15 protein-coding genes and 1 other RNA gene are annotated in these 12869 nt (G+C 51.6%); 13 read left to right on the forward strand and 3 right to left on the reverse strand.

The genetic code is table 11. From position 1 onward, the window contains the following. Positions 1-2: 2 nt before the first annotated feature. From dapB to B4N58_RS06375, 5 genes are all read left to right on the forward strand, one after another. The gene (gene dapB / locus B4N58_RS06355) at positions 3-821 is read left to right on the forward strand and encodes a 4-hydroxy-tetrahydrodipicolinate reductase (protein WP_291747123.1); all 819 of its coding nucleotides are present in this window, start codon (positions 3-5) and stop codon (positions 819-821) included. A gap of 105 nt (positions 822-926) precedes the next feature. Further along, a complete protein-coding gene (locus B4N58_RS06360) occupies positions 927-1154 on the forward strand; it encodes a hypothetical protein (RefSeq protein ID WP_008248620.1) in 228 nt (75 codons plus the stop codon). Then, positions 1155-1490: a cell division protein ZapA gene (locus B4N58_RS06365; protein ID WP_008248622.1), complete on the forward strand. Its 336-nt coding sequence runs from the start codon at positions 1155-1157 to the stop codon at positions 1488-1490. 11 nt (positions 1491-1501) lie between these two features. Then, positions 1502-1682, forward strand: a non-coding RNA gene (ssrS, locus tag B4N58_RS06370) — 6S RNA. A gap of 20 nt (positions 1683-1702) precedes the next feature. Next, positions 1703-2572 carry a sulfite exporter TauE/SafE family protein gene (locus B4N58_RS06375; protein WP_008248624.1) on the forward strand — a complete coding sequence of 290 codons (870 nt, stop codon included), beginning with the start codon at positions 1703-1705 and terminating at the stop codon, positions 2570-2572. A 7-nt stretch (positions 2573-2579) separates the two neighbouring features. Here the strand turns inward: B4N58_RS06375 and lgt are convergent, their stop codons facing one another. Further along, complete coding sequence (gene lgt, locus B4N58_RS06380) at positions 2580-3428, reverse strand: prolipoprotein diacylglyceryl transferase (protein ID WP_008248626.1); 849 nt, start codon at positions 3426-3428, stop codon at positions 2580-2582. Between the two features lie 143 nt (positions 3429-3571). On the opposite strand from lgt, the gene ilvD reads away from it, so the two are divergent. Genes ilvD through B4N58_RS06395 form a run of 3 tightly spaced genes read left to right on the forward strand, consistent with a single transcriptional unit; the run spans position 3572 to position 5926 of the window. Continuing rightward, complete coding sequence (gene ilvD / locus B4N58_RS06385; RefSeq protein WP_291747133.1) at positions 3572-5260, forward strand: dihydroxy-acid dehydratase; 1689 nt, start codon at positions 3572-3574, stop codon at positions 5258-5260. Continuing rightward, positions 5241-5567, forward strand: a complete 327-nt coding sequence (locus B4N58_RS15695; protein ID WP_291747135.1) for a hypothetical protein — start codon at positions 5241-5243, stop codon at positions 5565-5567. The genes ilvD and B4N58_RS15695 overlap by 20 nt, the downstream gene beginning before the upstream one ends. A gap of 50 nt (positions 5568-5617) precedes the next feature. Then, positions 5618-5926: a c-type cytochrome gene (locus B4N58_RS06395; protein WP_008248641.1), complete on the forward strand. Its 309-nt coding sequence runs from the start codon at positions 5618-5620 to the stop codon at positions 5924-5926. Positions 5927-5990: 64 nt separating this feature from the next. Here the strand turns inward: B4N58_RS06395 and B4N58_RS06400 are convergent, their stop codons facing one another. Beyond that, positions 5991-7145, reverse strand: a complete 1155-nt coding sequence (locus B4N58_RS06400) for a branched-chain amino acid ABC transporter substrate-binding protein (protein WP_291747139.1) — start codon at positions 7143-7145, stop codon at positions 5991-5993. A gap of 246 nt (positions 7146-7391) precedes the next feature. Here B4N58_RS06400 and B4N58_RS06405 point away from each other — a divergent pair, with 246 nt between their 5' ends. From B4N58_RS06405 to B4N58_RS06420, 4 genes are read left to right on the forward strand one after another with little or no spacing between them, the layout of a single operon-like run. Beyond that, on the forward strand, positions 7392-8279 hold the full coding sequence (locus B4N58_RS06405; RefSeq protein WP_369745844.1) for a branched-chain amino acid ABC transporter permease: 888 nt from the start codon (positions 7392-7394) through the stop codon (positions 8277-8279). Beyond that, positions 8276-9349 carry an ABC transporter permease subunit gene (locus B4N58_RS06410; protein ID WP_008248644.1) on the forward strand — a complete coding sequence of 358 codons (1074 nt, stop codon included), beginning with the start codon at positions 8276-8278 and terminating at the stop codon, positions 9347-9349. Before B4N58_RS06405 ends, B4N58_RS06410 begins: the two co-directional genes overlap by 4 nt. Continuing rightward, the gene (locus B4N58_RS06415; protein WP_291747145.1) at positions 9346-10119 is read left to right on the forward strand and encodes an ABC transporter ATP-binding protein; all 774 of its coding nucleotides are present in this window, start codon (positions 9346-9348) and stop codon (positions 10117-10119) included. The genes B4N58_RS06410 and B4N58_RS06415 overlap by 4 nt, the downstream gene beginning before the upstream one ends. Then, positions 10112-10876, forward strand: coding sequence for an ABC transporter ATP-binding protein (locus B4N58_RS06420; RefSeq protein WP_291747147.1), 765 nt, complete (start codon positions 10112-10114; stop codon positions 10874-10876). The genes B4N58_RS06415 and B4N58_RS06420 overlap by 8 nt, the downstream gene beginning before the upstream one ends. Before the next feature lie 15 nt (positions 10877-10891). On the opposite strand, the gene B4N58_RS06425 is transcribed toward B4N58_RS06420, so the two are convergent. Then, on the reverse strand, positions 10892-11911 hold the full coding sequence (locus B4N58_RS06425) for a CDP-6-deoxy-delta-3,4-glucoseen reductase (RefSeq protein ID WP_291747150.1): 1020 nt from the start codon (positions 11909-11911) through the stop codon (positions 10892-10894). Here B4N58_RS06425 and B4N58_RS06430 point away from each other — a divergent pair. Then, the gene (locus B4N58_RS06430; RefSeq protein ID WP_291747153.1) at positions 11903-12865 is read left to right on the forward strand and encodes an SDR family NAD(P)-dependent oxidoreductase; all 963 of its coding nucleotides are present in this window, start codon (positions 11903-11905) and stop codon (positions 12863-12865) included. The two genes, B4N58_RS06425 and B4N58_RS06430, sit on opposite strands and share 9 nt — an antisense overlap. The last annotated feature ends 4 nt before the right edge of the window (positions 12866-12869 follow it).

A 12869-nucleotide genomic window follows, 5' to 3' on the forward strand; every position in this document is an offset into this window, starting at 1 on the left:
CCATGACCAAGCCACTTCAAATTGCAATAGCCGGCGCCAGTGGGCGCATGGGCAAAACATTGATCGAAGCCATTTTGAACCACCCCGACTGCGAACTTGCTGGCGCTTTTGATCAGGCTGGCTCACCCAGCATTGGTCGTGATGCCGGCGACTTCATGGGTATCTCATCGGGTGTGCTGGTGACTGACAACACAGACGCTGCATTGAGCAATGCCGATGTCTTAATCGACTTCACCCGTCCGGAAGGTACTTTGCATCACTTGGCCCTGTGCGAGAAGCACGGCGTAAAGGCTGTGATCGGCACCACCGGGTTTGAACCCAAGCAACTGGAAGCACTGAAAAAAGCAGCCGAGAAAGTAGCCATGGTGTGGTCGCCCAATATGGCGGTCGGCGTGAATGCCACGTTCAAGTTGCTAGAAGTGGCCGCAAAAATTTTGTCCCAAGATTATGACATTGAAGTCATCGAAGCCCACCACAGCAAGAAAGTGGATGCACCATCCGGCACTGCGTTGCGCATGGGTGAGGTGATTGCCAAAGGCTTGGGGGTTGATCTTCAAGACGTAGGCGTGTTTGCCCGAGAAGGAATTACCGGCGAGCGCAAGGCTGGCACCATTGGTTTTTCGACCATCCGCGGAGGCGACATTGTCGGCGACCACACCGTACTTTTTGCCGGTATTGGTGAACGAATTGAAATTACACACAAGTCATCAAGCCGTATGACTTATGCACAAGGCTCAATTCGCGCAGCCCAGTTTTTGATTGGCCATGAAAAAGGTTTGTTTGACATGCAAGACGTGTTGGGCTTGAAAACTTTGTTTTAACCTAAAGCGAAACTGTAGTAGATTGCCGTAAGCAACTGTATAGTCTAGTTAAAATACCAACAACAGCAACCCTCGGGAATTATTACCCGAAGATGGAGCCAGCCAATGACGCAATCACTGCTTGCGAAACTCGACGAACTTCAAGTCAAAGTGTCCAGCCTGGCCAAGGCCCTTGAGCAAAGCCGGTTTGACGCCAAGTCGGCCAAGGAACAAGTTGAAGCCCTGCGCCGGGAGAATGAATTACTTCACAAGAAAGTGAATCATGCACAAGGTCAAATCAACCAAATGCTGAATCAATGGTTCCCTGAACTTGAATTGAACTCGGAGGAATAATTGGAAGCACTTGACGTGAAAATTATGGGGCGGGAGTTCCGTATCGCCTGCAAGCCCGAGGAACGTGCCGCCTTGCAGCAGGCCGTAAACATAGTAGAAACAAAAATGTCCAGCATTCGCAACACGGGCAAGGTTGTTGGACTCGATAAAATTGCTGTCATGGCAGCCTTGCAGATTGCCCATGAATCGCTCGTTGGTAGTAACCCTTCCAACCCTGTTTTAGGACTGGACATTGAGACGATTGAGCGTAAAATCGAGGCTATCGAGCAAATGGTAGATGGCAGCCTAAATAACCCGGGCGCAAGTAAACCCAAAAACGCCGACTTGTTCGAGTAAAGAATTTTGTTTTATCTCTGCCGTGTCTGTATTGGTCAGTATTCCGTGAACCAATATCTGTGATCCCGGTTGCGGATTTTTCAGGGTCGGTGTGATTCCCTCTTAGTCAGGGAAACCTAAAGACCCTAACACTGCGACCCACTTGAACCTTAGGTTCAGGGATCGGGCCAGTATGGCATCGGCAGAGACCCCATACCGGGGCGATTGAACCCATGTTCAATCGCCTCTTTTTTTATTCAAATCAACTTAAACCCAATAATTCAATCACCATGTTCGATCCGGTTTTCATTGTTTCTCTGCTTGTTTTGGGCGTAGTCAGCGGCGTATTGGCTGGCTTGTTGGGTATTGGTGGTGGCATGCTGCTGGTGCCCTTTCTCACCTTCCTGATGGTAAGCCAAGGCGTGCCGGTAGAGCATGTGGTGCACTCCTCGATTGCAACCTCCCTGGCCATTATCATGTTCACCAGCATTTCGAGCATGCGTGCACACCACAAGGCAGGCGCAGTGCGGTGGGACATCGTGAAATTCCTGACCCCCGGTATTCTCATCGGCGGGTTTGCCGGGTCAAAAGTGGTCTCGTATTTACCGACCAAAGAACTGGCTCTGGTATTTGGTGCGTTCGTCATTTTTTCCGCCTACCAAATGTATGCCGACAAAAAACCCAAACCCACCCGCACTTTGCCCGGAAAAACAGGGCTGGCAGCCGTGGGCAGCTTGATTGGTGCGGCCTCTGCAATTGTAGGCGCCGGTGGCGGATTCTTGTCGGTGCCCTTTATGGTGTGGAGCAACATCAATCTGCGCAATGCGGTCGCCACCTCAGCGGCACTGGGCTTTCCGATTGCAGTGTTTTCAAGTGTCGCTTATGTGATCAACGGCCAACATTTGCAAGGCATGCCAACCGGATCATTGGGCTACGTGTATTTACCCGCCGTGGGGTGCGTCGCGGCGATGAGTGTGCTGTTTGCCCCATACGGAGCAAGGCTGGCGCACACCCTGCCCGTCAAAAAGATCAAACGCATTTTCGCTCTGTTACTTTCTTTTATTGCACTGTCGATGATTTACAAGGCGGTTACGGGTTTCTGAGTTCGCGTTACTTGCTACGCTTGCTGCCCTTGCCAGCTTTGGCTTGGGCGGCTTCCAGCGCTGTCATGGTTTCAAGTCCAGTAGGCTTGTTTTTTGACCAAGCCAACAAGGCAAATCCACCCAGAATCATGGGCACGCACAACCATTGCCCCATCGACAATCCCAGAGAAAGCGTGCCCAAAAACCGGTCCGGTTCCCGCGCATACTCCACTACAAAACGAGCTGCGCCGTAGCCAATCAAAAACCAGGCAGATACTGCTGCACGCGGACGGGGTTTGCTTGCAAACCACCACAGACCGATGAACAAGGCGATGCCTTCCAGGCTCATTTGATACAACTGCGATGGGTGGCGCGCAATGGCGTCACCGGCCTGTGGAAACACAACACCCCACCAACCATCGGTTGGGCGCCCCCACAACTCGCCGTTGATAAAGTTGCCCAAGCGCCCCAAGGCCAAACCAATGGGCACTGCTGGCGCGACAAAATCCATCACATCAAAAAACTTCCAGCCTTTGTAGCTGCCGTACACAAAACACACCAGCAACACGCCCAAAAAGCCGCCATGAAAAGACATACCGCCTTCCCAAATTGCGAGAATCTCGCCCGGGTTGGCCATGTAATAGTCGGGTTTGTAGAAAAACACATAGCCCAAGCGCCCCCCCAGAATGACCCCCAAGACGGCCCAGGTCAGCATATTGTCCACATCAGACATTTTGATGGCCGGGAACAAATGCAAACGACGTTTGGCCAGCATGATGAAAGCCACAAAGGCGAGCAAATACATCAAGCCATACCAGCGAATGGCCACAGGACCGATCGAGATGGCAATCGGATCAAATTCAGGATGAACAAACATGGAGCGCCCGGGTAATTAAAACTGCTCAATTGTACTGCCCTAGGGACTACCCTTTGATGAATGAGTGCCTTCAAGCGCCCAGCGGTGCACCATAAAATGGTAAATTCTCGTTTTGAATCAAAATCCACCAGCGAGCTTTTGCAATGAGCATCAATCGACGTTCCAAGAACATTACCCAGGGCGTGGCCCGTTCGCCCAACCGCGCGATGTATTTCGCCATGGGTTACAAAGACGAAGACTTCAATAACCCCATGATTGGCATTGCCAATGGCCATTCCACCATCACGCCTTGCAACAGCGGCTTGCAGCCTTTGGCAGATGCGGCTGTGAAAGCAGTGAAAGAGGCTGGTGGCAATCCACAAATTTTCGGCACCCCCACCATCTCCGATGGCATGAGCATGGGCACCGAAGGCATGAAGTATTCACTGGTCAGCCGCGAGGTCATCGCGGACTGCATCGAAACTGCGGTACAGGGCCAGTGGATGGACGGCGTGTTGGTGATCGGCGGCTGCGACAAGAACATGCCCGGCGGCATGATCGGCATGGCCCGCATGAACGTGCCAGGCATTTACGTTTATGGCGGCACTATCAAGCCGGGGCGTTACAAGGGCAAAGACCTGACCATTGTGTCTGCCTTCGAAGCCGTGGGCGAATTCACGGCTGGCCGCATGAGCGAGGAAGACTTCAAGGGTATCGAGAAGAACGCCTGCCCGAGTTCCGGTTCCTGTGGTGGCATGTACACCGCCAACACCATGAGCTCGGCATTCGAAGCTTTGGGCATGAGCCTGCCCTACTCCAGCACCATGTCGAACATTGACGCAGAGAAAGTCACTTCAACTGAAGAGTCCGCTCGCGTCTTGATCGAAGCGGTTCGCAACGACTTGAAGCCCCGCGACATCATCACCAAGAAGTCGATTGAAAATGCTGTGGCCGTGCTGATGGCCACCGGTGGTTCCACCAACGCGGTACTGCACTTCCTGGCCATTGCAAAAGCAGCAGATGTGGCCTGGAGCTACGAAGACTTTGAACGCGTGCGCTTGCGCACACCAGTCATTTGCAACCTGAAGCCTTCTGGCCAATACGTTGCCACTGACCTGCACGATGCCGGTGGTATTCCACAAGTCATGAAAATTTTGTTGGATGCGGGCCTGTTGCATGGCGATTGCATCACCATCACTGGCAAAACCATTGCAGAAACCCTGGCCGATATTCCTTCAGTGCCCCGCGCGAATCAAAACGTGATCATGCCGATCGAAAAAGCCCTGTACAAGCAAGGCCACTTGGCGATTCTGAAAGGCAACCTGGCACCCGAGGGTGCTGTGGCCAAGATCACAGGCCTCAAAAACCCTGTAATTACCGGACCAGCCAAGGTTTTTGACGACGAACAAAGCGCGATGGACGCAATTTTGGGCGACAAGATCAAAGACGGCGACGTGATTATTCTTCGCTACTTGGGCCCCAAAGGCGGTCCAGGCATGCCGGAAATGTTGGCCCCAACCTCGGCAATCATTGGCAAGGGCTTGGGAGAAACAGTCGGCCTGATCACCGACGGCCGCTTTTCCGGTGGCACCTGGGGTATGGTGGTCGGCCACGTTGCGCCAGAGGCCTACGTTGGCGGCCCGATCGCGCTGATCAAGGAAGGTGACTCCATCACGATGGACGCACATCAGAAATTGTTACAGATCAACGTGAGTGAGGAAGAACTGGCGAAGCGTCGTGAAAGCTGGGTAAAACCCAAGCCACGCTACACCACTGGTGTGCTGGCCAAATTCGCAGCCTTGGCCAGTAGCGCCAGCAAGGGTGCAGTCACCGATGGCGATCTCGACCTGTAAACCACCCAGCGATTTATTTAAACGGAAAACCCCGGCGTTGTCGTCGGGGTTTTTTATTTTGAAAATGTCGAATCCTCGCCTCCAGCTGGCGCCTTCTAAACTGTTGTCGGCGAACATCCAGGCCAAGCCAAGGCTCGAAAAGTTCAAACCAGCAAATGGCCATGAGAAACGGCAAAGCGATGGAAAACCACTCCCAATTGATCACAGGATGCACACCGCCAAGTTTCATTGTGAGCAAAAGGATGCCCAGAAGGATAAAAATCATGCTGTTTCACATGACAAACAACTGTGTTGTCTGCCAAAATGACGCCCGAGACGTTATTAATGTGCTAACTGTAACAAAGTGAGGAGTTCAGTATGATCAAGCAAATGGGTGTCTTGGCGATTGCAGCCACCATGGTTGCTCTGCCGTTGTCAGCCAGCGCCGACGAAGCATTGGCCAAGAGCAAAGCGTGCTTGGCCTGCCACCAGGTTCAGAAAAAAGTAGTTGGCCCAGCCTTTAAAGACGTGGCAGCCAAGTACAAAGGCCAAGCAGGTGCAGAAGCAATGCTGGCCGGCAAAATCAAGAACGGCACCAAGGGCGTTTGGGGTCCAGTTCCCATGCCTGCTCAAAACGTGACCGAAGAAGAAGCCAAGAAATTGGCAGCTTGGGTTCTTGCTCTGTAATCAGTGGGCAAGCAACTCAAAAAAGCCAAGGTGTTGCGCCTTGGCTTTTTTTATTTGAAGTCGCTTAATTCACAACCTTCACTGGAAATTTTCCTTGAGGGCCGTAAGAGTTCAAGGTCACTGCTGCATTCAGCACATCGCCCACTTCGTCAAATGCGATAGTTCCGATCACACCGTCATATCGTATGTCTTTCAACTTCGGAAGATACTTCTTGGGATCGGCTGACTTTGCATTTTTCATGGCCATGCCCATGGTCATGACAGCGTCGTAAACGAAAGGGGCATAAACCTGAATGTCAGTCTTGAACTGGGCTTTGTATCGCTTTTCGAATGCTGGTCCACCTGGCATTTTGCTCAAAGCCATACCGCCCTCAGCACAAAGTACATTCGAACCCACATTGTCACCACCCAAACGCATCAACTCAGCGGTGCAAATGCCATCACCGCCAATTAACTTTGCCTTGATGCCCAACTGCTTCATTTGACGCAACATAGGGCCAGCTTGTGCATCCATGCCGCCGTAAAAAACCAGGTCAGGGTTCACGCGCTTTACCGAGGTCAAAATTGCTGCGAAGTCGGTCGCTTTGTCGTTGGTGTAGTGGCGCTCCAGCACCTTGACACCCTTGGCCTCCAACTGCTTGGTAAAAATATCCGCCAACGGTTGTCCATAACCCGTGCGGTCATCAATGACCACAACCCTTTTCGCCTTCATTTCATCGACAGCATATTTGGCCAAGGCAACACCTAGCACGCCATCATGCGCAATCACCCTGAAGACGGACTCAAATCCCTGCTTGGTCACTTTGGGTGTAGTAGCGGACGGTGTGATTTGAGGAATGCCGCAATCGTAATAAATGCGCGATGCGGGAATTGTGGTGCCACTATTCAGATGCCCCACAATGCCATTGACCTTCATGTCACACAATTTTTGGGCAACGATTGCACCAGTTTTTGGATCGGCAGCATCGTCTTCTGCAATCAACTGAAACTTGGCAGTGCCCCCATCCAGCTGAATTTTCATTTTGTTCAAATCCTCAATCGCCAGCCTGGCACCCGATTCATTGTCTTTGCCGTAATGCGCCTGCGGCCCAGAGAGCGGAGCAATGTGCCCTATCTTGACCAACACCTCTTTGGCTTGAACTGCACCGCTTACCAAAGCCATCAACACAGATGTACACAACAATGAATGTTTTAAATGCCAGGAACGAGAAAGGTTCATGACCACCTCCAACTTGTTTTTAGGATTGATTCCGCCAATGTAGCATCTAAACCGGTAATGGGTTGACCTGTCAATTAACTGACTTCTTTCTGAAGAATGGCACCGAAGCCAAACACAAATTGCTCTATTCTTTTTCTGGTCACCCTTCTCTCAATTGCTTTGGCGTATATGGATATATTTGCGCAACAACTGATCAACGGCCTGGTGCTTGGCAGCATTTATGCTTTGGTGGCACTTGGATACACCATGGTGTACGGCGTTTTGGGGTTGATCAATTTCGCGCACGGCGAGGTTGTCATGATTGGAGCCATGGTGGCTTTCAGCGCAATCACCTTGTTTCTGGGACTGTTTCCGGAAACACCTGGCTGGATGCTTTTTCTGGTGGGTGTGCTGTGCGCTGTGCCTGTGTGCATGTTGGTTAGCTTCTCCATTGAACGCTTTGCCTATCGCCCCTTGCGCAATGCCCCCCGCCTGGCACCTTTGATCTCCGCCATTGGCGTTTCAATTATTTTGCAAACCCTCGCCATGATTATTTGGGGGCGGAATTACCTTATTTTTCCAGCCACTCTGCCCACAGACCCCATTGTTTTGCACACCTTTGCTCCCAGTCTTGAAAGCGATTACGAAAGAATCGTCTCCATCACCCCGGTTCAACTTCTGATCGTTGTAGTGTCCGCAGCACTTATGTTTGGGCTCACTTACACAGTGAATAAAACCCGCTTGGGCAAAGCGATGCGCGCTACATCCGAAAACCCTCAACTGGCTGGCCTCATGGGAATCAATGCAAATTCAGTGATTGCCGCCACGTTTGTAATTGGTGCGGCTTTGGCTGGAGTGGCCGGTGTCATGGTGGCTGCCAATTATTCAGTGGCTCATTTCTACATGGGGTTTTTGCCGGGATTAAAAGCATTTACTGCTGCGGTACTCGGCGGTATCGGCAATATTTACGGTGCCATGTTGGGTGGCCTGCTTTTGGGTATTGTCGAGAGCCTCGGGGCCGGTTACCTGGGGCAGTTGACGGGTGGTTTTTTGGGTTCGCACTACCAAGATATCTTCGCGTTCGCGGTGTTGATTTTGGTGCTAACCCTTCGACCATCAGGCCTGCTGGGTGAAAGGGTGTCGGATCGCGCATGAATAAACTTGCCAATCGCCATCAACAGATCATCGGATTCCTGCTGGTCGCAGTCGCACTGGCTGCACTGCCCTGGGTCGCGGGCTTGATCGGTAACAGCTGGGTTCGAATTTTGAACATCGCATTGCTGTATGTGATGTTGGCGTTGGGGCTCAACATTGTGGTGGGCTTCGCAGGCTTGCTCGATCTGGGGTATATCGCATTTTATGCCGTGGGGGCCTATGTTTACGGTTTACTCGCCTCACCCCATTTAACCGACAACTTCGAAACCATTGCCGCCCTCTTTCCCGATGGTCTTCATCTTTCCATTTGGTTAATGATTCCACTGGGTGCACTGATTGCTGCGCTGTTTGGTGTACTTCTGGGTGCGCCCACTCTTCGGCTGCGAGGCGACTACCTGGCTATTGTTACCCTGGGTTTCGGTGAAATCATTCGACTGTTTTTGAACAATCTGAATGCCCCAGTCAACATCACCAACGGCCCTCAAGGCATCAACATGATTGAACCCGTGGAAATTGCGGGGGTTCGTTTTTCACGCACAGTTGATTTATTCGGCATCGAGGTTCCTGCGCTTCACCTTTACTACTACCTGTTTCTCGCCCTCACTCTCATCATTATTGTTATTTGCATGCGACTACAAAACAGCCGAATTGGACGAGCATGGACAGCGATCCGCGACGACGAAATTGCGGCAAAATCGATGGGAATTAACACCCGCAACATGAAATTGCTGGCCTTCGCACTGGGAGCCTCTTTCGGTGGCGTTGCTGGGGCCATGTTTTCTGCGTTTCAGGGCTTTATCAGCCCGGAATCCTTTGGTCTAATGGAATCAATCATTGTGCTTTGCATGGTGGTGTTGGGCGGGATGGGTCACATTCCTGGCGTTATATTGGGCGCACTTTTGCTGGCAGGTTTTCCGGAAATGCTGCGGCAAGTGGTTACACCCGTTCAAGAGTTTTTGTTTGGTACTGTGCTGGTGGATGCCGAAATACTTCGCTCCTTGATCTATGGGCTCACCATGGTGTTGGTGATGCTGTATCGCCCAAATGGGCTTTGGCCACATCGCAAATGAACACGCCATTGTTTAGCGCCACTAACCTGAAAAAAAACTTCGGCGGTATTGCTGCCGTGGATGATGTCAGCCTGAGCATTCAAACCGGGCAAGTCATTGGGCTAATTGGTCCGAATGGCGCGGGTAAAACCACCTGCTTTAACCTGATTACGGGTTTGTACACACCCGATGTTGGGCTCTTTGCATTCAAGGGCAAAACCTACAACCCTGCTTCGCCCCACCATGTTGCCCAAATGGGTTTGGCCCGCACCTTCCAAAATATTCGTTTGTTCAAAAGCATGACAGCGCTTGAAAATGTGGCTGTGGGTATGCACAGCAAAACCAGTCAGGGTGTGTTCGGTGCGGTACTTCGTACCCCTGCACAACGCAGGGAGGAAGAACAGGTTCGGCAGCGTGCCCTGCATTGGTTGCATTACGTGGGCATTGGCGCCTACAGCAATCACCTGGCCGGGCAGCTTTCATACGGCGATCAACGTCGACTTGAAATTGCACGCGCCTTGGCCAGTGAGCCTGCATTACTGGCGCTGGACGAACCGGCTGCCGGCATGAACGCAACAGAGAAATTAAAGCTGCGCGAGTTGCTGCTTCAAATTCGACAAGATGGAAAATCAATACTGCTGATTGAACACGATGTCAAACTGGTCATGGGTATTTGTGACGAGGTTACTGTGTTGGACTACGGCAAAATAATTGCACAAGGCACCCCTGCACAGGTACAGCAGTCCCCTGCCGTGATTGAAGCTTATCTTGGGGGGCTTCACCATGCGTAATGCTGTCCGAAACACTCTGCCGAACACCATATTGGATATTCAGGGTCTCACCGTGGCCTACGGTGGCATTCAAGCGGTCAAGGGCTTAAATTTTCAGGTGCAACAGGGTGAACTGGTCTGCCTGATTGGCTGCAACGGCGCGGGCAAGACATCGACCATGAAAGCCATTGCGGGCTTATTGCCCTTCCAGGCCCATGCAGCAACCCTCAAAAGTTCAATTGACCTGATTACGCTGCCTGCACATGAAAGACTAAAAAACGGTTTGGCCTTGGTACCAGAAGGACGCGGAATTTTTGCACGCATGACCGTGTTGGAAAATCTTGAGTTGGGCGCAAACGCGCGCTTGCAAACTGGGTGCCCACAAGCAGAGCTCAATGCTGATCTCGACCATCTGCTGACATTGTTTCCACGCATCAAAGAACGACTAAAGCAATCTGCTGGAACCTTGAGTGGTGGAGAACAGCAGATGTTGGCAATGGCACGGGCCCTAATGGGCAAACCTGATTTGCTGCTGCTGGACGAACCCAGCATGGGCTTGGCCCCATTGATGGTTGAGAAAATTTTTGAAGTCATTCAACAGGTACACCAGCAAGGCATGACCATATTGCTGGTGGAGCAAAATGCACACATTGCCCTGCAACTGGCGAATCGCGCCTATGTAATGGACTCCGGTTTGATAGATTACGAAGGCTTGGCCAGTGAACTGATTAATGACCCCAGAATCCGTGAGACCTATCTGGGGCAAGTGCCGCAATAAAAGCTGCTTTGTCGATCAGGCATCTGCCATTGAGGTGAAAGAGTCTGCAAAAAACTCATCCTCGGGCAAGCCACACTGGGCAGTGAAATCACGCTGCGCTGACTCAATCACAATAGGTGCACCACAGGCATACACTTGGTGCGCGCTCAAATCCGGGAAATCCTGCATCACCGCGTGATGCACAAAACCTGTTCGCCCTCTCCAGTTGCAGGCCGGGCTTGCATCGGAAAGCACCGGCACAAATTTGAAATTTGAATGATCGGCCATCCACCGAATGGGTAAATCAAGCAGGTACAAGTCAGCCTTGGTTCGAGCACCCCAATACAACACAAAATCACGGCTGCTGTTCTTGAAAAAGGCCTGTTCCAATAACGATTTAATTGGGGCAAAACCAGTGCCACTGGCCAACAACACCACAGGCTTTGTAGAGTCGTCGCGCAAGAAAAATGTACCGAACGGTCCTTCAAAACGCAGAATTTCTCTTTCTTTCATGGTGTTGAATACATGGTCAGTGAACAAGCCACCCGGCATGTGACGAATATGAAGCTCGATTCCACCTTCTTGATAGGGTGCGTTGGCCAGCGAGTAACTGCGTCGAGATCCATCGCGCAACATGAATTCAATGTACTGCCCGGCATTGAATTGCAACACCTCATTGGCGGGTAACTGCAACTTGAGAATTGCCACGTCGCTCGCTGGCTTTTCGAGGCTCTGCAAACGACACGGCATCTTCTTGATGGGAATATCACCCAAACCGGAAAGCTCTCGAACTTTCAATTTCACAGGGCCCAATGGTTTTGCACAACAGGTGAGCACCTTCCCGCGTACACGCTCTTCTTCGCTCAGGGCGCGTGACTGGTAGGTGCCATAATCCACCTGGCCTTCAAGCAAATCGGCCTTGCAAGATCCACATGCACCGTCTTTGCAGCCATATGGCAAAATGACGTTTGCGCGCAGTGCTGCCGACAACAGAGTATCGTCAGACTCGCATTCAAACTGTTTTTGACTGGGAAGAATTTCTACGTTGTGAATCATCAAACTACTTTCCGTGACATCGACAAACCCGACGGGTTATTTTTCAAACGCAGTTTGCCCCGTCGCTTTCGGCAAAGCAAAATTAGCGTTGCGGGCTGCGGGCAAGTGGGCTTGGTCTTGTTGCAAACCTTTCCAGATCAACATTTTACAGCGACTTACCGCCCTGGGGCAGACACGGCAGCAAAGCGCGCTGCCATCTTGGCCCACAACACGCGACCACTTGCGATCGACCTGAACTCAAAACAAGACTTGTTGCGTCTTATTTCGCTGGGTCACCGAATTGTCTGGATGGCCCCACCCAACGCATCACTAAACACCGACAACACACTGAAGAAACTGGTGTTGTGGGCCGCCACGCGTGCCAAAGCCCACGGCAAACCCGCTCCACGCATCAGCTACGTATCTACCACTGGTGTTTATGGCAATGCGCAAGGGCAATGGATCAATGAATACACTCCACTGAATGCCCAATCAGAAAGGGCCAAACGGCGTGTTCATGCAGAAACCCAACTGCGTTTGGGTTTAAAACATGGTGTGCACGTACACCTGCTGCGTGCACCGGGTATTTATGGCGATGACCGATTGCCAATTGACCGCATCAAAAACCGCACACCTGCCTTGCTGCCTGATGAAGATGCGTGGTCAAACCACATTCACGAACTCGATTTGGGCCGTTTAAGCCGATGGGTCAATTACAAAGGCGGTACCTTTGAGGTGCTGAACGCCTGCGATGCGAAACCCAGCAAAATGGGAGACTACTTTGATATGGTGGCCGATGCTTATCAGCTTCCACGCCCACCCCGCTTTTCACGGGAAGAGGTGAAACGAATGGTCAGCCCCATGATGTGGAGCTTCATGTCGGAATCGCGGCGAATCGAATCGTTGAATCAGAAAAAGCTGGGATTCCGTCTTCGCTATCCCAGCGTTGCTGACTTTTTAAGTGTGAAGTTCTGATTCA

Origin of the sequence: Limnobacter sp. UBA3528, assembly GCF_002377005.1 — a bacterium.
In the GTDB taxonomy this organism is placed as follows: domain Bacteria; phylum Pseudomonadota; class Gammaproteobacteria; order Burkholderiales; family Burkholderiaceae_B; genus Limnobacter.